The organism is Stenotrophomonas veracruzanensis (assembly GCF_032911525.1).
GTDB lineage: Bacteria > Pseudomonadota > Gammaproteobacteria > Xanthomonadales > Xanthomonadaceae > Stenotrophomonas > Stenotrophomonas africana.
Window position 1 is genome coordinate 56,929 of record NZ_JAWJTI010000007.1, and the last position, 19,808, is coordinate 76,736.

A 19,808-nucleotide genomic window follows, 5' to 3' on the forward strand; every position below is an offset into this window, starting at 1 on the left:
TGAGACTAATTCGTCTGCGAGCCCGCTGCCGGTATTCTATAGATCGACCGGGGGGAATTAATGACTTCGTTGGCCGACGCAATCGCTCGCATCGTGGCGCAACAGCGAGCAACCGCGCCTAGCGCGATGCCCAGAGAAGAACTCAAAGAATGTGCGCACCAAGCACGGCGCCTCATCACCTTGGCCCGCAGCGCTTTGGCAGAAGTCACGTTTCATGCGCACGATAGAGGGCGTACTGCCGTTCCACTGCTGCTTGCGGCCATGGATCAAGCGTGGGCCTTCAGCCACCTTCTGGCGACCGAGCCAGAGTTGGGCCAGTTCGGTGCCGTATCGCTCTACAGATCGCTGACCGAGACACTGTTGCGTGGAGCGTTCTTTGCCAAGCCCGCTACTGATGACGAGATCCAATATTTCCGCACGAAAGACCTCATGCCACAGCGAGCGCCGATGCGCGCGAAGTTCGGTTCGAAGAAGACGAAGCTGTCTGCAGGCGAACTCGCGGAAATCGTTGACCATGCATACGCGTTCGAACCTCGGGGGAGGCTAGTCGAGTCAGTCCAGGCTGACTGGAACCAATGGAACGGCATCGTCCATGGTGGAGTGAACGTGGTCGGTATGTATGGCGGCGCCAGGTTTCGGGGCTCCGATGGAATGCATCTGCCGATGGGATGGCACTCTCAGAACGAAGGCATGCAGGAGTTGGTAAGCCATGCGGCCGTTTTTGCATGGCTTGCTCTCCTTGCGGCAACAGAGGTAGCGCATACCCTCCCAGATGAGGCAAGGGATGCAATCAAGTACACGGAGCAGCAGTACCAGGGCTTTGCCCTCCGATGGCCACCGCCTCTCGCGTAGCGCTACCGATAGCGAGGACAAGGCATCCGGTGGCCAGGTGATCAAGGCCACGCGGCAGCTGTACGACCACTCTGTGCCGGTGGTCAAAGCAGCCGTGAAGCCAAAAAAGAGTCGCTAATTTTCCCGGCAATTTTCCCGGTAGAGGTAAAAAGGCCAGCGCCCCGCGCTGGCCTTTTCTATTGAAACCCCTATTTTCAAGGCGTTTCGGCGCTTCCCATGTGGTGCCGCTTATCCGAATCGAACGGATGACCTACTGTTTACAAGACAGTTGCTCTACCAACTGAGCTAAAGCGGCATGGGTGGTTCACCGGCGGCAGCGCCGCGGTCCGGGGATTCTAGCGCAACCGCGTGCATTCCAGCGACCGGCTCTGTGTCGCGCCGCTGCGCTGCTGGGCCTGGGCCGGCTGCGTACCCGCCGCCAGCTGCCCTTCCAGCCACCACTGGCCAGCGTCGCCGCTGGCGATTAGGCGCGGCTGGAAGCCGGCGGCCTGCACTGCCGCCATGCGTCGCTCGGCGCCTTCACGGTTGCGGTACTGGCCCAGCGCCACGGCGTTGGTGTCCTCGCCTTGGCTGATGATGTAGTAGTCGCTCAGGCCGGCGGCGACAATGCGCTTCACCGTGGCCTGGGCTTCGTCGCGGTTGGCGGCGGCCGGCAGCATCACCCGGAAACGGGCGCTGCCACTGGCAGCGGGCTGTTCGCGCAGGCGCACCTGGCTGAGCACAGCGCCGGCCTTGCCCTGCGCGCTGGTCGCGGCGGCACGGTCGGCGAACGGGCCCAGCGCGACGCAGCGCGGCGGCTCGGCGGCCACGGGCGGGGTTGCGGGCTTTTCCGGTGCCGGTACGGGTGCAGGCGGTGTTGCTGCCGGCTTGGCAGCGGCAGCAAGCGGCGTAGCCTCAGCTACCTGCGGCTTGGCGACCTCCGGCTGGGCCGGCGCGGCTGGCGCAGGCGTGGCAGCCACAGCCGTCTTCTCCGCCGGTTCGCGCTCCACCAACGGCGCGGTCGGCGCGGCAGCGGTGGCGTCGGCAGCCGCAGCGGCATCCACGCCACCGGGCACCCAGCGCAGCTCGGCCACGCCGGCGGGTTGCGGCGGCGGCGCAGGCTTGTGCGGCGCATCGCGCAGCAGCCACCAGCAGGCGACGCCAAGATTAAGGATGGCCAGTACGACGATCAGGGCACGGGTCAGCATGCGCGGATACTAGCCTGCGGGCTGGTGCACCGCCCAGCGGGCGAGGCCATCCAGCACCAGCGATGGGTGGTAGTCGGCGCCAGGCAGCAGCGGTATCAGCGCCGGTGCGCCGCCACCATGCACCAGCAGCGACGGCGCCACGCCCAGCAGCGTGTGCGCCTGCTGTGCGCTGCGTTCGATCAGCGCCACGGCCGCGCCGTCGCAGCCAGAGGCCAGCGCGTCGGCGGTGTCGTTGGCGAATTCGCTGTAGTCGCCGCCGGTCGCCGGCAGCTGCACTGCACGCGCGTGCAGTGCTTCGCGCATGGTGGTGGGCGATGCGGAAATGCGGCCACCGTGGTGCTGGCCATCAGCGTCGAGCAGGTCAATGGTCAGTGCGGTGCCCACGCCGACCACCAGCACCGGGCGCTGCGCCTTGGCCGCAGCCAGTAGGGCCAGGAAGCGGTCGACACCGAACTTTTCCGGCTTGGCATAGGCAATGCGCACGCCCGCGCATTCGGCGCTGGTGCGCACGACATGCACGTGTTCAAAGCGGCGCTGCAGCTGGTCCAGCATGGCGCTGGTCAGCGAGGGGGCGGCCACGCTGGCCACGAACGCGGTGCGGCCGCTGGGCAGGCTGTGCGGCGGCTGCCCGGCCATGCCTTCGGCGCCATGCGCCCAGGCCTGCACGTCACCGGCGCGGTCGCCCTGCAACGGCGCGAACTTGAAGCGCGAGTTGCCCAGGTCGAACAACCAATCGCTCATGCTGCCCTCACGCTGACTTCGCCGGCGTGCAGCAGGCGTTCCTGGCCATCGATGCGCACGCGCAATGCGCCGTCATCGGCCAGGCCAAGCGCGGTACCGTGCTGCCACTGCCCGTCCAGTTCCACGCGTACTTCGCGGCCGGCCAGCATGTCGAAGGCGGCGTAGCGCGGCAGGAACGGAGCGAGGCCTTCGCGATCGAATTCTTCCAGCGCCGGCAGCAGGCGCGTCAGCACGGCAGCAACGACCACGTTGCGGTCCACCGGCTTGCCGGCCAGCGTATCCAGGTCCACCCACGGCTGGGTGATCTGCTCGGCGAACGACGGCGGCATGTGCGTGTTGATGCCGATGCCGATCACCGCGCGCGCCGGGCCAGCGTATTCGCCACCGCCTTCCGCGAGCAGGCCGACCAGCTTGCGCTTGCCATCGACGATCAGGTCGTTCGGCCACTTCAGCTGCGCCTGGGTGTAGCCCAGATCGTGCAGCGCTTCGGCCACGGCGATGCCGGCCACCAGGCTCAGCCCGGCCAGGCGGCCGAGGCCACCGGAGTACAGGCGCAGCACCGACAGGTAGATATGCGCGGCCAGCGGCGAGGCCCAGGTGCGGCCACGACGGCCGCGACCACCGGTCTGGCGCTCGGCCAGCAGGACGCTGACCCCGCGCTGGGGCGCGCTGCAACGCAGCAATTCGGCGTTGGTCGAGTCCACCGTCCAAGCCACCTGCAGGTCGTGCAGCAGGGCCTGGACGTCGGCAGGCAGGCCGGCGCGGATCGCGTCCGGGTCCAGCAGATCGACCGGGCGGGTCAGGCCATAGCCCTCGCCGGCGCGGCCCTCGATGTCCACACCAGCGGCCCTAAGTCCTTGAATACGCTTCCAAATGGCCGCCCGGGTCTGACCCAGCTCACGGGCCAGGGCGTCGCCGGACAGGCGACCGGCAGCGAGTTTGGCCAGCAATTGGCGATCGTCCACGGCAGCTTCCACGAAGTCAGAAAGGAATTATGCGGGAAAGCCGCCAGCGACGCCCGCCACGCTGGGTTCCGCAAGGGCTTCCAACGGGGCGGCGAGTTCGGGCTAGAATCGGGAACTCACCTTCCCTTAACGTGGATGTCGTCAATGCGCCGTTATGCCCATTGCCTGATCCTGCTGATGATGCCCTTCGCGGCGTCTGCGACAGCAGCGCTGGACGACAGCCGCGGCGCCTGCGTGTCGTCCAACGGTGATGCCGCCTCACAGCGCGCACCGACCGCGACCGCCTCGGCGGCCACCACCAAGCCGGCTGCGGTTCGCCCGGCCGCCAGCAGTGCCACCAGCACCGGCGGCGGCGGCAGCGACGACGACGTGCTGCAGCGCATCCGCGCGCCGAAGTGGCACAGCTACCTGCCGGGAATGTTCCGCTGATCAACTCGTTGCTGCGGTGGCTGCGGCCTGCGCCGCGGCCGATTGACGATGCACTTTGGGAAGACGCCTGCCGCCGCGCGGCCTGGCTGCGCGGTCTGGACGACGAGCGCCGCGCACGCCTGCGCGTGCTGGCCACGCGCTTCCTGCACGAGAAGACCATCACGCCGATCGGCGAGCTGCAGCTGCAGGCCGGCGATGGCGTGCTGCTGGCGGCGCTGTGCTGCCTGCCGCTGCTGGAGTTCGGCGAAGTGGGCCTGGAAGGCTGGTCGCAGCTGATCGTCTACCCCGATGCGTTCCGCGTCCACCGCAGCCACATGGATGCAGCCGGCGTACTGCACGAATGGGATGACGAACTGATTGGCGAGTCGTGGGACAGCGGTCCGTTGATCCTGTCCTGGGCCGATGTGCAGGCCGACCTGGCGACGCCGCACGAGGGCTACTGCGTGGCGGTGCACGAGATGGTGCACAAGCTGGATGCGCTGGATGGTGCGATGGACGGCACGCCACCACTGCCGCGCGAATGGCAGCGCGAATGGGCGGGCATTTTCCAGCGCGCCTACGACGCCTTCTGTGCACAGGTGGACGCAGGCGCGGAAACGTTGATCGATCCGTATGCGGCCGAAGCACCGGAAGAGTTCTTCGCGGTGGCCAGCGAGTATCACTTCTCGGCGCCGGATCTGCTGCAGCAGGCATTGCCGGAAGTGGCCGCGCAGCTGCGGCGGTTCTATGGAGAGCCGCCGGCGATAGTCGGCTGATTCACTACCGCAGCTTATGTAGAGCCGAGCCATGCTCGGCTGCTTTTTACGGAGCAGTCGAGCATGGCTCGACTCTACACAAGGCTACGGCCCCGGCGGCAGGCGCACTTCGAAACGGGCGCCGCCCAGTTCGCTGGAACGGCCGACGGTCAGTTCGCCGCGGTAGTCCTTGATCAGGTCCTGCACGATCGACAGGCCGATGCCGTGGCCCTGCACGCGCTCGTCACCACGCACGCCACGCTGCAGCACCTTGCCGATGTCGTCCGGGGCAATGCCCGGGCCATCGTCGTCCACCGCCAGCAGCAGGCCGGCGCGACGCGCGTTCGGTGCCGGCAGCGGCTGCGCGGTCAGCAGCACGCGGCGATTGGCCCACTTGAAGGCGTTTTCCAGCAGGTTGCCGAGCAGTTCCTGCAGATCGCCCGGTTCGCCGTGGAAGCGCGCGGCCGGGTCGATGTCGAATTCGCACAGCACGCCCTTGGAGGCATAGACCTTTTCCAGGCCACGCACGATCTCCTCGGCGTTGGATTCAATCGGCAGCGGCGCGGAGAACAGCTTGTGGCCCGACGACGCAGCACGTGCCAGCTGGTAGGAGACCAGGTTGTTCATGCGCTGCAGCTGCACGTCCAGCTCCTCGCGCAGGGCGCCATCGCCGGCGCCGCTGTCCATCTGCGTGCGCAGCACGGCGATGGGCGTCTTCAGGCTGTGCGCCAGGTCGGCCAGGGTATTGCGCTGGCGCTCGAGGTTCTCGCGCTCGCTTTCAATGAAGGCGTTGATGCTGTCGGTCAGCGGCTCCAGCTCGCGCGGGTGGCGCTCGCTCATGCGCTCGGTTTCGCCGCGCTGCACCTTGGTCAGCTCGGTGATCACGCGACGCAGCGGCCTCAGGCTCCACTGCAGGATGACGGTCTGCAGCAGCAGCAGGATCAGGCCGATGCCACCCAGGTAGAACCAGACCCGGCTGCGGAACACCCGCAGCTGCGCACCCAGCGCGCGCGAGTCTTCCATCACATAGATGGTGTACGGGAATTCGGTGGCGGGATCGGCGTCGGCATCCCACACCAGGCCCAGGCCATAGCGGTACACCGAGCCCTGGCTGCCATCGATCTGGATCATCGGCAGCGGACCTTCGAACACTTCCTGGCGCGGTGCCAGCAGGCCGCCGCCGACGGTGGGCAGCATCGGGCCTTCGGCGGACATCGAATTGCCCTTGCCGTGCGGCATCACTACCTGCAGGTACAGGCCACTGCCCGGCACGTCGAAGCGCGAATCCGGCGGCTGCTCGCGGATGTACAGCGAGCGGTCGCGGGTGAAGTCGATGCCGGCCGCGTAGGCGGTGGCGTAGTTCTTCAGGCGCTCACGCAGGTTCGCCTTCGCCGTATCGGCGAAGGCGGCGTCGAGTGCGTAACCGGCCAGCGCCAGGAACGCGACCAGGCCCACGGACGCGGCGAACATCTGGCGCGCCTGCAGTGAGCGCGGCCGCCAGCGTCGAAAGAACCACAGACGGCCGGACATCGTGTAATCGCCAGGGTGAGCCGGCTCAGCCCTCGTTGCGCGGGATCGCGAAACGGTAGCCGCGGCCGCGCACGGTCTCGATCGGCTTCAGCTCGCCATCCGGGTCCAGCTTCTTGCGCAGGCGGCCGATGAAGACCTCCAGCACGTTCGAGTCGCGGTCGAAGTCCTGCTGGTAGATGTGCTCGGTGAGGTCGGCCTTGGAGACCAGTTCACCGGCGTGCATCATCAGGTACTCCAGCACCTTGTACTCGTAGCTGGTCAGGTCGACATTGCTGCCGGCGACGCTGACGGTCTGCGCAGCCAGGTCCAGGGCAACCGGACCGCATTCCAGCGTCGGCTTGCTCCAGCCAGCAGCGCGGCGCAGCAGCGCGTTGACGCGGGCCAGCAGCTCTTCGACGTGGAACGGCTTGACCAGGTAGTCGTCGGCGCCCTGCTTCAGGCCCTCGACCTTGTCCTGCCAGCTCGAACGCGCGGTCAGGATCAGCACCGGGAACTTCTTGCCTTCATCACGCAGGGCCTTGATCAGCTCCATGCCCGACATCTTGGGCAGGCCAAGGTCGATGATGCCGACATCGAACGGGACTTCGCGCCCCATGTAGAGGCCTTCCTCGCCGTCCTGCGCAGCATCGACGGCAAAGCCTTCGCGCTTGAGCCGGGCTGCCAGGGTCTCACGCAGCGGGGCTTCGTCTTCGACCAGAAGGATACGCATGAACTCTCCCTAGTGTCCTGGGTGTGGCCCGGAGGCCTGTGGGGTACGGGTTGATAACAGCGACTATCCCTGTTCAGGGGTTATCGCCGCGTAGTGATGACATATCCGACCGCGGCGTGCGCGGCTGTGAACGCGACGGGGCGGGGTCGTCCATGTAGCGGACCCGGCCCCGGTCGTCCATGTACTTCACCCGGTTGATGTCACGACCGTCGAACGGAACGCGCTCGGCGCCGAGGATGTGGCCACCGGTGCTGCGCTGCACGCGGCGCACGGCATCGGACAGCGAACGTTCGTCGCCGCGGTTGCCGCGCTCGCCCCGCTCCATCATCTCTGAACGCCCCTGATCGCCACGCGGCGGCTGTTGCGCCAGCGCCGATGACACCGGCACAGCCGACAGCACCACGCAGGTGGCCAGGGCAATGCGGCAATGGAAGGGAGCGGAAGACATCGATGCGATCCTAGCCGAGCACGGCGATTCGTTCAAAAGTCGTAAATCCGGGTGCCGGGTTCGGGGCCCGGTGTTTTACAAATCCTTTGCAAATTCTTGGTTTGGGGCAGTGAATCCGGTCTGAACTTTTCCGGTCCAGCGTCCGGGTTGTTCAGCTAAGTGAACATTCGGGACGAATCGCCGCTGCTTGTCAAGTCAGGAATGTGACTGCGGTCACGCTGCGGCGCGATCAGCTTCGCGTTCGGTGACCGCCAAGGCCTGTTCGACCAGGCTCCAGTCGGCGCCCGGGCGGTGTGCGCCCTCGCTCAGCACCTGACGGAATGCGCGGCCGCCGGGCTGGCCGTGGAACAGGCCGAGCAGGTGGCGGGTGATGTGCTTCAGCGCCAGGCCTTCGCCCAGACGCGCCTCGATGTAGGGGCGCAGCGCGCGCAGCAGGTCACCACGGGCCTGCAGCGGAGCGCCGGTGTGCAGCGCCTCCAGCTGATGCAGCAGGTAGGGGTCGTGGTAGGCCGCGCGGCCCAGCATCACGCCATCGACGTGCGCAGCCTGCGCCTGTACCGCTTCGATGCTGGCCAGGCCACCGTTGATCACCACCGGCAGCGCCGGACGCTCCTGCTTGAGGCGGTAGGCCCAGTCGTACTTCAACGGCGGAACCTCGCGGTTCTCCTTCGGCGACAGGCCCTTCAGCCAGGCATTGCGGGCGTGCACCACCACCATTGCCGCACCGGCGACAACCTGGCGGTCGACGAAGGCGGCAAATACGTCGTAGTCGTTGTCCTCGTCCACGCCCAGCCGGCACTTCACCGTCACCGGGATATCCACCGCATCGACCATGGCCGCCACGCACTCGGCCACCAGCACCGGCTCGCGCATCAGGCAGGCGCCGAAACGGCCAGCCTGCACGCGGTCGGACGGGCAGCCGCAGTTGAGGTTGACCTCGTCGTAACCCCACTCGGCGGCGATGCGCGCGGCCTGCGCCAGCAGGGCCGGATCACTGCCGCCCAGCTGCAGCGCCAGCGGCTGTTCGCTGGCATCGAAACCGAGCAGGCGCTCGCGATCGCCATGGATGACCGCATTGGCGTGCACCATTTCCGTGTACAGGCGTGCGCCCGGCGCCAGAACGCGATGGAACACGCGGCAATGGCGATCCGTCCAGTCCATCATCGGGGCAACGGACAGGCGCAGGGAATCGGCGTAACGGGCGGTGGCGGACGTCATCGGGGCATTGATCGTGGAGACTGGCATTGCCAGTGAGATCAATAGTTTACACCGGCCGGCTGAATGGCGGCGGGCGCCCCCCTGGGGCCGGTGCACCCGCCCTGCGGGGAACGCCGCGGCCCGCCCTACTGCACGCGCCCCTTCACCTGTTCCTGCTGCGCGTCCTGCGCCTGCGCGTTGAACTGGGTCTCCAGTTCCGCGCTCTGCCGGGTACTGGCCTCGACCGACTGCGAGACCGCCTGCTGGCGATCGACGAAGATGCGCTGCGCCGCCGGATCACCCGGCGTTCCCTGCACCGCGAACAGGCCGGTGCCATCCGGGCGTGCCACCACATGGTCGATCTGGCGCATGCCGGCCACCTTGCTCTCGTAGGCCAGCTGGCCGGCCGCACGCTCGGCTTCCTGCGGGTTGGCGAACAAGGGGGACAGCCCCGCCTGCACGCGCTGCTGTTCCAACCCCTGCAGCTTCTCCAGTGCCTGGGCGAAACGCGGGTTTTCGGCATGCCCGGTGTCGCGCATGCTGGCCGGTGCTGCAGGTGCTGGCGACGCGGCCGGTTCGGTGTGTACCGGGACGGCGGCGGTCTGCGCACCGGCCTTCAGCGCGGCCGGATCTGCCAGGCGGGCCAGGGTGAGACGGCCCGCCTTGCCGTCATCGTCCAGGCCGTTGTTGGCCTGGAACTGCTTCAGCGCCGCCAGCGTGTCCTTGCCGAAGATGCCATCGGTGCCCAGCGCGGTGCCGTCGGCGGCGGTATAGCCCAGCGCCGCCAGCTTGCCCTGCAGGGCCTTGACCTCGTCACCGCGCTCGCCCTTCACCAGCATGCCATCAGCCATCGGTGCCTGCTGCGCGTCGCGTGCGGCCTGCGCGGCTTCAGGGCCCTGTGCCTGCACCTTGCCGCCCAGAGTGATGCGGTCGTTGAGAATGTCCCCCAGATAGCGCCGATACTGGTCCGGCTCGACTTCGATGTGCGCGTGTATCGCGCCCGGCGACCCAACATCCGACTGCCGCACCAAAGGTGCGCCGTACTCGACGAAATCCCCGGTCTTGTACGGAATGGACCCGCGCGCGCCGTGCAGCACCTGGCCCACCAGCTCGCGACGCGCATCGCCGACCGGATGGCTGTAGATGCTGATGGAATTGGTGTCGTCGTCGTTGAGCTTGACGTAGCCGGCCACCGGACTGGGAACCATCAGGCTGCGCCCGCCTGACCGATCGGTCAGGATCAGGTCCTTCTGCACCAGCGGAATGCCGTTGCGGTCTTCGCGTCTGCGCACCGCCTCCAGCTCGCCCTCGACCTTTTCGGCGGTACGGTCGACCCTGCTGGCGTCGCCCGCGCGCACGGCGGCCGCGTTGGTGTTGGGGTGGTGGATCTTCAGTTCGCGGAACGCCTCTTCGCCACTGATGCCGTGACGCAGGGTGCGGTTGCTGCCGCCATTGCCGTAGGGCTCGACCACCGTGATGCGCTCGCCGCCGGGTGCAGCGGCGGCAGGCCCGCTGCGGCGCTCGGGCGCAGGGGCCGCTGCGGGTGCAGCGGGTGCAGCGGGTGCAGCCGGTGATGGCGTTGCAGGGCGGTGCTGTGCGGCTTCGGCATCGATCGCGCGGCGCGTGGATGCGTCGGCCATGCCGGTGGCCGGCAGATGGTGCTGCTGCTGGAAGGTATTGATGGCGTGCTGGCTCCCCGCCCCCAGGTAACCGTCGGGGGTAATCACCTTGCCCCGTGCATCGGTCAGCCCCAGTGCCGCCATGTCAGCCTGCAGCGCGCGTGCCTCGCGGTCGATCGCGCTCAATGTGGCCGGCCCGGCCTTGCCATCCACCGGGGTCAGGCCATGGTCACGCTGAAAGGCCTCGACGGCCTGCCGGGTGGTGGCATCGAACTGGCGGTCGGGATGGATGGCCTGCGCCCCCGTCCCGCCATAACCCAGCGCGTGCAGGTTGTGCTCCAGCTTTTCCACCGCGCGGCCACTGGAGCCTTCCTTCAGCACCTGCGGACCACCGCCACCGTGTCCATGCGTTCGCGCCTGTTGCAGCGCCACCCGGATGTCCGGGTCACTGCCTTCGGTGGCAGGTGCGAAATCGCGGCGCCCCACCTTCAGATGCGCCCGGTCCATCGCCTCTTTGTTGCTGGCGTAGGCGTCTTCATACCCGGCAGCGACGTCGGCAGCGGTCAGCCCGGCATAGAACTTCCTGCTGTGGCGGATCGCGGCGGCCTGGTCGCGCAGGTCCTGGTAATCACCGCCGCGCTTGAGCACAGCTTCCAGATCATCCAGCCGGCCCGGCAGCTGGTTGGCCGTCTTGGCAATCAACGCGATGGCCTCGAAGCGCTTGTCTTCGGCAATGCCGCTGCCATGCTTTTCCAGCATGTTCATCGCAATGTGCGTGGCGTTGCGTACCTGCGGGTAGTCGATGTGCGTGTGGATCCACTGCTTGCCTTCCGGCGAGCCGGCCCAGGCATTGATGCTGTCGCGGGTGGGCGCATCGATGAAACGGATGGACGGCCGCTTCTCCCGTCCATCCCCATGGCTGAGCAGGTCCGCACGCAGATCGGCGCGATCGTGGGTGAACGGCAAGCCGTGTGCGCTGGCATAGGCACTGGCCTGGTCGATCACGGCATCGACGTAGGTCTTCTCGCCCGGCTTCAGCGTGCGGCGCTCTGTCGCGCCCAGCGGCCACGTACCGCGCTGGCCGAAGTCGACCTGGATGGTGCCCAGCGAATAGCCGCTGTTCTCGGCCACCGCGCCGACGGTGCCCCACTTCGGCTCATGCAGGCCCTTGGTGATGCCGGCAATGGAAAGATGGTACGACGACCCACCGCCTTCGGTGCCACGGCCGACGGCAAAGAACACTGCACCGGCGGTGGCATCAAGATTGCGGGTATCGATATGGGTAGGCATGGCTCAGTTCCTTGTCCTTGGAGAGTGACCGGGCGCGGACAGCGCTGGCTCAGCGGGCCAGCACGCGCCCCTGCAGTTCGATGGCGCGGTTGGCGTACCGGTTGATGCGGCACGACTGTGCATCCAGCATCGCCCCCACATGGTCACTGGCAGGCGCGCAGCGCTTGTCGGTGTCTTCAACCCAGTTGGCCTGCTCGTCCATCCAGCGGTCCTTGGCCGGACTGTCCGGGCTCGCCATCAGACGCGCTACCTGCGCCTCCAGCTGCTGCTTCTGATAGGCAAACTCGGCGGCGTCGCACGCTTCAAGCTGGTCGTCCATGCCGCGGGCGTCCTGCACGCAGCGGGTGTATTCATCGCGCAACGGCGCCTTCGCATGGGAGGTGTCGGGAGGAGCGCTCTGTGCCAGCAACGCATCGGCACGATTGGCAACGCGGAACAGGCGGCATTCCTGCGCCCTCTGCAGCGCATCCACGCCGGCATCGGCCGCTGCGGCGCAATGACGGTCGGTATCGCTGCGCCAGGCCGCCTCGCCGGCGCGGAATGCAGATGTGGCAGCCGCGTCGAGTCCGGCCACCGCCTTGGCGGTGCCCTCCTGCAGGCGCGCCTGCTGGTAGGCCAGTTCATCCTCGCCGCAGGCCTGCAGCTTGCCTGCGTCTTCCACGCCATCCACGCACCACCCGTAGGCGGGCCGCAGGCGGCCTTCGCTGTAGGAGCTGTCGGGGTAACCGGTGGGCGTGCCGCCTGCCGGCGCCAGCGCGGCCGGCGCTGACGCAGCGGCGGTGGATTCGGCCGATGCGGGGGAAGAAGGGGCCTGGCAGGCGGCCAGTACCGCACACAGACCGAGCGCCACCCAGTGCCGGCGGCCAGCGTTCTTCGTTACATTGCCCTTGCGGGGTGCCATTGCTTCACTCACGTGCGTCTCCCTGGCGTGCAGCCGGCGGGTGCCGGCCCAAGCGGGGCCGTCCATCGGTCCCCATCACGCGCGCCATCCTAAGGCAGCCTTCCGCCCCGGTACCTGACTGGATTCATGTTGCACCGATGCCGCCGCTGAAGTCCGGCCTAGAGGGCAACCGGTCACATTTGTCGTGAATCGTTGACGACGACGAAATAGTGACGCCGCTATAGTCCAGCGCTCGCAATGGATTGGACGTGTGGAGCAGATGATGCAGCACAAGCGCATGAGCAGGACCCTCGCCGCCGCGCTGGCGATTGCCGCCCTGGCCGTCGGCACGGCAACCGCAGCACCGGCTGCCAGCGGGCTGAGCCCGACCTTTACCACCTGCCGGGACAAGGCGCAGGGTGCTGTCGAGCAGGCCGCCTGCCTGACCTCGGAAAGCGCCCGTCAGGACCAGCGCCTGAACCAGGCGTACCGTCAGCTGCAGGCAAAGCTGAGTGGCGCGAAGAAGACCAAGCTGGTCAATGCCCAGCGCGCGTGGCTGCAGTCGCGCAGCCGCGATGGCGAACTGGATGCCGCGCTGTACGACGATTCGCAGCCGGGCAACCTGCAGGGCGAGCTGAACGATGTGATGCGCCTGAGCGCGCGTGCCGACCAGCTGCAGAAGTATCTCCAGCTGCTGGACTGACCCAGGAGGGGCGGACCCTCTGACTGAACAAGGATGTAAGACATGCCAACCAACATCGATACCCACGATCTCGACGCCACCTCCGGCGCGGTGTATTTCGCCGTCGGCCGAGGTACCGAAGGTGGCCCCGCCTCCTACCACCTGGCCATCGCCGGCATCACCCAGGGCGTGACCGAACCGCACTGGGGTACGGTGAACAAGGTCGCGCAGAACAGCGGTTACAGCCTGGGCGCGATCCAGGTCGACTTCGGCCAGCGTGGCGAATGGGCGCTGGGTGCCATCGACGGCCATGCCCTGAAGCCGGGCGAGACGACCTATGTCGACGCGGTGATCGATCAGGCCAGCGCCTACGCCAAGGCGCACAACCTGCCCTTCACCCAGGACCACGCCGACCTGCGCCGCGACCTGCTCAGCCACGGCAATGGGCTCAGCGGGCGCAGCTCGATCCAGTTCATCGACACCCACACGCGCGACAGCATCAATGCCTGGGCCGGTTCGGCCGAGGGCAAGCAGTGGATCCACGCCAACATCGACTACCCGCAGGTGCGCAACGCCACCCGGATCGGCATGACGATGGTGGACACGCACGGCAGCAACATCGCTGAGGAGAACCGGTTCGAAGCGATCAGCCTGATCGCCAAGACCGCCAACCAGTTGCCCAGCCAACTGCCCAAGCTGCAGAAGGTGCTGGAAGAAGGCGGTGACTACGAGGCGCTGCGCGCGAAGGCCGGGCAGATCCGCGAGACGTACCAGTACTTCGACGCGCCCAAGGCCGGCGACATCGCCGTGCGCTACGAAGACGCCTACGCCAGCAACAAAGAGGCGATGGACCGTGCCCACGCCAAGGTCAGCAGCCGCGACTACTCGCCCGCCGGTGAGCACAACGATGCGGACATCAAGGTGGCGCTGGACCAGATCGGCGCACCGCGCCAGCAGGCCGGTTCGCAGACGTTGAAGGAAGGGTCCAGCGGCCGTGACGTGCTGAAGCTGGAAAGCAACCTGGTCACGCTGGGCTATGCCAGTGCTGACGGCCAGCAGACACTGAATCCGGACCGGCGCTTCGATGCCACCACCCGCAAGGCGGTGGAAGACTTCCAGCGCGCGCACAATCTGGACCCGGTGGACGGCAAGGCCGGGCCAGCCACGCTGGCCGCGATCGACCGCGACGCGCGCGAACTCCAGGGCAACCTGGCCGCGCTGGGGCTGACCGACGCCAAGGGCCAGGCCATCGGCAGCGATGGCTATCTGGGCGGTGGCAGCCGCCATGCGATCAATGCTTTCCAGCAGCAGCATGGCCTGCCTGCGACCGGCATTGCCGATGCGGAAACCCGCCAGGCGCTGGCCAATGAAGTGCAGCAGCGTGCGCAGGCGCAGGGCAACACCCCGGAACAGCAGGCAGCGGCCGAGCCTGCACGCGAGACGGTATACCCGATGTCCGACCCGCGCAGCCCGCAGAACTGGCTGTACACCGAGACCCTGGTGCAGGTGAAGTTCGCCGAGGAAGCGCGTGGCCTGCCCTCCGGCGAGCACAGCGAGAAGCTGGCCGCTGCCCTCACCGTGGAAGCTGCGCGTGCCGGCCTGTACCGGGTTGATCGCGTTGAGCTGAACCAGGATGGCTCGATGGCGCGCGCGGTGCAGGCCAATGCGCTGCATGACGAAAGCGCGTTGAACCGCAATACCGCGCCGGTATTGACCGCTGACGCGATGCGCCAGAGCGTGCAGGAGAACAGCGAGCGGGCGTTGCAGGTGAGCGATCAGCAGCGCGAGCAGCAGAAGATCGACCAGCAGACCCAGCAGCACGGCCCGCGGGCCATGATGGCGTGAGGAATGCAGGCCCATGGGCCTGCGAATGCCATTGCCTTACTCGCCCCCTCGTCGGCTTGAGGCCGACGGGGGCGTTGGCTGAGGTACGTCGAGGATCGTCGCAGATGCCAATTGAAAGATGTATCTCTCTGGATACGATCAGTCGATGGCATTCCTCCAAGCGACACAGACGTTCACGCAGATGAGCAAGCTGAAGACGATTCCCTTCGATCCCACAGACTATCTGGATGATGACGTCGCAATCGCCACCTATCTAAGCGAGGCGTTGGCAGCAGGTGATGCGGGCCACTTCCAGGAGGCACTCGGAACAGTGGCGCGCGCCCGCGGCATGGGCGGCGTTGCCGAGGTCTCCGGTCTTGGACGCGAGAGCCTGTACAAGGCGCTGCGCCCCGGAGCACACCCACGCTTCGATACCGTGCAACGTGTGCTGTCGGCGCTTGGCGTGCATCTCATCGTGCAAGCCGACAAGCAACCCGCTGGCACCGCCTGATCGCAGCCACTGCGCTCGCCGGGCATGGCCCGGCGCTACCTGGGGCGCGATGCAGACTCAATGCCCCGCGCGCGCACCACCCACCTGCTCGATCAACGTCTGGCTGGCGGCGTTGAGCCCCACCACCGTCACCTCCGCCCCATGTGCGGCCAGCTTTTCCTGCGCGCGTTCCAATGCGGCCACGGCGGTCAGGTCCCACAGGTGGGCATCGCGCAGATCAATCTGCACCTTCGGCGCCACGTGCTGGTAATCGAACGCCGCTCCCAGCTGCCCCGCCGAGGCAAAGAACACCTGCCCACGCACGCGGTAGACCTGCGTGTCACCGGCATCGTCGCGCTGCACATCCAGCATGCGGCCAACCTTGCGCGCGAAGAACAGGGCCGACAGCAGCACGCCGCTGAGCACGCCCTTGGCCAGATCGTGGGTGGCCACGGTGACCACCACGGTCAGCAGCATGACGGCAGACGAGCTGCGCGGATGCGTGCGCAGGTCGCGCAGCGAGCGCCAGCTGAAGGTGCCGATGCTGACCATGATCATCACCGCCACCAGCGCAGCCATCGGGATCTGCCGCACCAGGTCGCTGCCGTACACCACCAGTACCAGCAGGAACACGCCGGCCACCAGGCAGGACAGGCGGCCGCGGCCACCGGAGGTCACGTTGATCACCGACTGGCCGATCATCGCGCAGCCAGCCATGCCGCCGAGGAAGCCGGTGACCGTGTTCGCCACGCCCTGGCCGACGCATTCGCGGTTGCGCTCGCTGGGCGTCTCGGTGATGTCCTCGACGATCTGCAGGGTCATCATCGATTCGAGCAGGCCGACCACCGCCAGCGTGGCCGACACCGGCAGCAGGATGCGCAGCGTCTCCCAGCTGAGCGGCACATCAGGCAGCAGGAAGTGCGGCAGGCTGTCGGGCAGCTGGCCCATGTCACCAACGCTGCGCACGTCCACACCAAAGCCGATCACCACGGCAGTGAGTACGACAATGGCCACCAGCGGCGACGGCACGGCGCGGGTGACGCGCGGCAGCAGGTAGATGATCGCCAGCGCGGCGGCGCACAGCACGTACACCGTCGGGCCACGGCCGATCAGTTCCGGCATCTGTGCCAGGAAGATCAGGATCGCCAGCGCGTTGACGAAGCCGGTGATGACCGAGCGCGAGACGAAGCGCATCAACGAGCCAAGCTTGAACACGCCCGCGAGCACCTGCAGCAGGCCGGCCAGGATGCTGGCCGCGAACAGGTACTGCAGGCCGTGGTCCTTGACCAGGTCGACCATCACCAGCGCCATTGCACCGGTGGCGGCAGAGATCATGCCGGGGCGGCCACCAGCGATGGCGGTGATGACGGAAATGGAGAACGCGGCATACAGGCCGACCTTGGGGTCGACGCCGGCGATGAGCGAAAAGGCGATGGCCTCGGGAATCAAGGCCAGGGCGACGACGATGCCGGACAGCAGGTCGCCACGGATGTTGCCGAGCCATTGCTGGCGCAGGGGGTAGGACGTTTGCATGGGAAAACTCCGCGCACAGGCGGGCGTGGCCGCATGGCGCTGCAGTGGAAAGACACGGGTTCCTGAGCCGGGCAGGCCGGCTGCCGATGTGCGGCAAGGGTCAGGGTGGCGTGATCACTGCAGGCGGGCGTCGGTACGTGGGAGGGGTGCATCATAATTTCGATGGCGATGCCTGTACAAGCGTCGCCATCGTTCCAAGATTCCTATCCCTCTACTTATTCCCTCTTCCTCGCAAAATCCCAATCGCAGAGTCAACGTCTAATGAAGGAAGTTTTTTTATGAGTTGCTCAGCAGGAGAGCTCGAGTCATCAGACGAACTTGGATAAAGCCGGACAGGGTTCGACCCAAATGTGGCAATTGCGGCACTTAGAAGCTCGGCCCGCAAACTTTCATTCCCCGAGGCGAGCATCTCGCGCTGATAGCCCTCAAACGCCAATGCTGTCGCAGCCTTATACTCATAGTCCTCCTTAATTTTGGCGATCAAGCTTAGCTGCCTGGCTGAATACCAGCCAAGCCAAATTAGTGGAGCGGCAAGTGCGACTCTCCGAAGAAGGCCAACAACCAGAGATTCATAGGTCAGCGAATTCATTCCTTCGCCGAACTTAAAGGCAACGAATGACAGCGCGGATAGTGCAAGTACAAAAACAACGATCCAAACCCTCCATTCAAGGCGGAGCGCGCCGGCCCTAGTTGTAAATGCACCAGCAAGCCCCAGCCTCTTTACGCTCTCCAATGCGTCTTTCAACTCAACAGTGGACCTTTCCACTGCAGCCCCCGCCTCAAGAGATTTCGCCTGAACAGATTCAAGAACGCTTTCAAAATGATCCTTCTTTGCCTCTGTGACCTCCCTCATCGAGATCATTTCAGCGTGCATTCTCTCTGCTTCAACTGATTGCTGAGTAATCATTGTCGCAATATTAGCAACCGTCACTCGTCCTGCCTCGGACTCTGCGACCAGCAAACGGAGACGCCTCCCCGCTTCATCCGCGGTTTTCTCACTCTCAGCCACTCTGGTCGCGGCGCTTCCGATGGAGCTCTCTTGGGAAAGAATTGATCTTGCTGCACGGCCGGCTTTCAATGCCTGCGCCACGGCATCTGCGCCGCTACTTCTGAGATCCTTCGCGAGGTGGCTACGCAAATCAGACTCAACAGTGGCAAGTGACCGCATATCGAGCGATACTGCTGAAAGAGTATCAACAAATGCACTTGATCCCAGCAGCCACCCCATCCCCCCATTACTTCGACTGTTTGCAATTGCAGCTCGAGCTTTGGTCAATTTCTTAATCAAAGACTTTCTTCGAAATGCCGATTCTGCAGCGCTTGCGCGGCTATAGAGAGTGTCGCTCTCGAGAATTATCATCCAGTCATTAAACAATGACATGAGGTCGTCAGGGTCGACGGCCAAATTAACTTCCACTGCATGTCGTGCACCCGGGCTACCCAAGAGACTTCCGAATGAATCGATCAGCTCGTGCAGCGCCCTTAAATCATCCCTCACAGCATCCCCCTTTTTGTAGATTCATATCGTCAATTTATCTCATTCGTCACCGCGTGGGCCGGGATCGTGCATGGCGACACGGCCCAACCGAATTTGAAGCCATCTAACATATTTTGATCAGCAGAGGTAGTTAGAATGCGGACATGGCCCTAGCCTCCCCCCGCTTCTTCGATCCCGCCACCGAACAGGGCGTGCTGCGCCTGTCGATCGCCGCCTCGCTGCTGCTGGCCGCCGCCGCAGTGGTGTTCGGCCTGCTGGCCAATTCCTCGCTGATCATCTTCGACGGCATCTACGGTCTGATCGACGTGGTGATGACCTGGCTGTCGCTGCTGGTGGCGCGGTTGATCGCGCTGTCCACGCAGACCGACGCCCTCCAGTCGCGGCTCAACCAGCGCTTCACCATGGGCTTCTGGCACCTGGAGCCGATCGTGCTGGGGGTGAGCGGCACACTGATGATCGGCGCGGCGCTGTATGCCCTGGTCAATGCGGTGGACGCGTTGATGTCCGGTGGCCGCCACATCGCGCTGGGCCCGGCGATCATCTTCGCCGGCCTGTCACTGGTGGCCGAGAGCGCGCTGGGCTGGTTCGTGCTGCGCGCCAACCGCCGTATCGGCTCGGAATTCATGGCGCTGGATGCCAAGAACTGGGTGATCGCAGCCAGCATGTCGGCCTGCTACATGGTCGCCTTCCTCGGCGGCGTGCTGGTACAGGGCACCTCGTGGGCCTGGATCGGGCCGTACATCGACCCGGCCATCCTCGCCTTCGTCTGCGTGCTGGTGATGATTGCCCCGCTCGGCACCGTGCGCCGGGCGCTGGCCGGCATCCTGCTGGTCACCCCGCCGGAGCTGCAGGCGCACGTGGATGCAGTGGCACGCGCGATCGTGGCCAAGCATGGCTTCGTCGAGCACCGCAGCTACGTGGCCCAGGTGGGCCGTGGCGAGCAGATCGAGCTGTTCTTCGTGGTCCGCGAGGACGACCCGCCGCGGCCGCTGGTGGAATGGGACCAGCTGCGCGACGAGATCGGCGATGCGCTGGGCGAGGCTTCGCCGGACCGCTGGCTGACCATCATGTTCACCACCGACCGCGAGTGGACGATCTAGGCCCGCAGGACGATCGATCAAGTTTTTCGTACGCCTTGCAACCCAACGTACGCGGAAACCGGGCAAAGTAGGCTCCAACGAAACACCCACCCACCGACCA

The 19,808-nt window shown here is 66.1% G+C and carries 18 protein-coding genes and 1 tRNA gene; 7 read left to right on the forward strand and 12 right to left on the reverse strand.

Features of this window, described 5'->3' with window-relative positions; all coding sequences use genetic code 11:
* Positions 1–69: 69 nt before the first annotated feature.
* Positions 70–852: a hypothetical protein gene (locus R1H25_RS07635; RefSeq protein ID WP_317223229.1), complete on the forward strand. Its 783-nt coding sequence runs from the start codon at positions 70–72 to the stop codon at positions 850–852.
* A gap of 219 nt (positions 853–1,071) precedes the next feature.
* On the opposite strand, the gene R1H25_RS07640 is transcribed toward R1H25_RS07635, so the two are convergent.
* The 4 genes from R1H25_RS07640 to birA all read right to left on the reverse strand — a co-directional run bounded on the left by R1H25_RS07640 (position 1,072) and on the right by birA (position 3,745).
* Positions 1,072–1,147: transfer RNA gene (locus R1H25_RS07640), tRNA-Thr, on the reverse strand.
* A gap of 40 nt (positions 1,148–1,187) precedes the next feature.
* Positions 1,188–2,039, reverse strand: a complete 852-nt coding sequence (locus R1H25_RS07645; RefSeq protein ID WP_317223230.1) for an SPOR domain-containing protein — start codon at positions 2,037–2,039, stop codon at positions 1,188–1,190.
* 9 nt (positions 2,040–2,048) lie between these two features.
* Positions 2,049–2,780, reverse strand: coding sequence for a type III pantothenate kinase (locus R1H25_RS07650; protein WP_014035648.1), 732 nt, complete (start codon positions 2,778–2,780; stop codon positions 2,049–2,051).
* Positions 2,777–3,745, reverse strand: a complete 969-nt coding sequence (birA, locus tag R1H25_RS07655) for a bifunctional biotin--[acetyl-CoA-carboxylase] ligase/biotin operon repressor BirA (RefSeq protein WP_317223231.1) — start codon at positions 3,743–3,745, stop codon at positions 2,777–2,779. Before birA ends, R1H25_RS07650 begins: the two co-directional genes overlap by 4 nt.
* A gap of 144 nt (positions 3,746–3,889) precedes the next feature.
* Here birA and R1H25_RS07660 point away from each other — a divergent pair, with 144 nt between their 5' ends.
* Positions 3,890–4,174: a hypothetical protein gene (locus tag R1H25_RS07660; protein ID WP_014035646.1), complete on the forward strand. Its 285-nt coding sequence runs from the start codon at positions 3,890–3,892 to the stop codon at positions 4,172–4,174.
* Between the two features lie 8 nt (positions 4,175–4,182).
* Positions 4,183–4,929: a zinc-dependent peptidase gene (locus R1H25_RS07665; protein ID WP_317223232.1), complete on the forward strand. Its 747-nt coding sequence runs from the start codon at positions 4,183–4,185 to the stop codon at positions 4,927–4,929.
* 84 nt (positions 4,930–5,013) lie between these two features.
* Here the strand turns inward: R1H25_RS07665 and R1H25_RS07670 are convergent, their stop codons facing one another.
* The 6 genes from R1H25_RS07670 to R1H25_RS07695 all read right to left on the reverse strand — a co-directional run bounded on the left by R1H25_RS07670 (position 5,014) and on the right by R1H25_RS07695 (position 12,614).
* Positions 5,014–6,438 (reverse strand): sensor histidine kinase, encoded by a 1,425-nt coding sequence (locus R1H25_RS07670; protein ID WP_049448209.1) that lies wholly within the window; start codon positions 6,436–6,438, stop codon positions 5,014–5,016.
* 25 nt (positions 6,439–6,463) lie between these two features.
* Positions 6,464–7,147, reverse strand: a complete 684-nt coding sequence (locus R1H25_RS07675) for a response regulator transcription factor (protein WP_004136763.1) — start codon at positions 7,145–7,147, stop codon at positions 6,464–6,466.
* A gap of 73 nt (positions 7,148–7,220) precedes the next feature.
* Positions 7,221–7,595, reverse strand: coding sequence for a hypothetical protein (locus tag R1H25_RS07680; protein ID WP_317223233.1), 375 nt, complete (start codon positions 7,593–7,595; stop codon positions 7,221–7,223).
* Between the two features lie 213 nt (positions 7,596–7,808).
* Positions 7,809–8,840, reverse strand: coding sequence for a tRNA dihydrouridine(20/20a) synthase DusA (gene dusA / locus R1H25_RS07685; protein ID WP_241881272.1), 1,032 nt, complete (start codon positions 8,838–8,840; stop codon positions 7,809–7,811).
* A 98-nt stretch (positions 8,841–8,938) separates the two neighbouring features.
* Positions 8,939–11,701 carry a peptidoglycan-binding protein gene (locus R1H25_RS07690; protein ID WP_317223234.1) on the reverse strand — a complete coding sequence of 921 codons (2,763 nt, stop codon included), beginning with the start codon at positions 11,699–11,701 and terminating at the stop codon, positions 8,939–8,941.
* Positions 11,702–11,750: 49 nt separating this feature from the next.
* Positions 11,751–12,614: a lysozyme inhibitor LprI family protein gene (locus tag R1H25_RS07695; protein WP_317223235.1), complete on the reverse strand. Its 864-nt coding sequence runs from the start codon at positions 12,612–12,614 to the stop codon at positions 11,751–11,753.
* A 265-nt stretch (positions 12,615–12,879) separates the two neighbouring features.
* Between R1H25_RS07695 and R1H25_RS07700 the strand changes: the two genes are divergently transcribed.
* From R1H25_RS07700 to R1H25_RS07710, 3 genes are all read left to right on the forward strand, one after another.
* Positions 12,880–13,284, forward strand: a complete 405-nt coding sequence (locus R1H25_RS07700) for a lysozyme inhibitor LprI family protein (protein ID WP_317223236.1) — start codon at positions 12,880–12,882, stop codon at positions 13,282–13,284.
* A 42-nt stretch (positions 13,285–13,326) separates the two neighbouring features.
* A complete protein-coding gene (locus R1H25_RS07705) occupies positions 13,327–15,108 on the forward strand; it encodes a peptidoglycan-binding protein (protein ID WP_317223237.1) in 1,782 nt (593 codons plus the stop codon).
* 181 nt (positions 15,109–15,289) lie between these two features.
* Positions 15,290–15,598, forward strand: coding sequence for an addiction module antidote protein (locus tag R1H25_RS07710; RefSeq protein ID WP_125428843.1), 309 nt, complete (start codon positions 15,290–15,292; stop codon positions 15,596–15,598).
* A gap of 57 nt (positions 15,599–15,655) precedes the next feature.
* On the opposite strand, the gene R1H25_RS07715 is transcribed toward R1H25_RS07710, so the two are convergent.
* Both R1H25_RS07715 and R1H25_RS07720 read right to left on the reverse strand, forming a co-directional pair.
* Positions 15,656–17,110 (reverse strand): SulP family inorganic anion transporter, encoded by a 1,455-nt coding sequence (locus tag R1H25_RS07715; RefSeq protein ID WP_317223238.1) that lies wholly within the window; start codon positions 17,108–17,110, stop codon positions 15,656–15,658.
* 211 nt (positions 17,111–17,321) lie between these two features.
* Positions 17,322–18,515 carry a hypothetical protein gene (locus R1H25_RS07720; protein ID WP_317223239.1) on the reverse strand — a complete coding sequence of 398 codons (1,194 nt, stop codon included), beginning with the start codon at positions 18,513–18,515 and terminating at the stop codon, positions 17,322–17,324.
* A gap of 236 nt (positions 18,516–18,751) precedes the next feature.
* Here R1H25_RS07720 and R1H25_RS07725 point away from each other — a divergent pair, with 236 nt between their 5' ends.
* On the forward strand, positions 18,752–19,708 hold the full coding sequence (locus R1H25_RS07725; protein ID WP_317223240.1) for a cation transporter: 957 nt from the start codon (positions 18,752–18,754) through the stop codon (positions 19,706–19,708).
* Positions 19,709–19,808 lie beyond the last annotated feature (100 nt).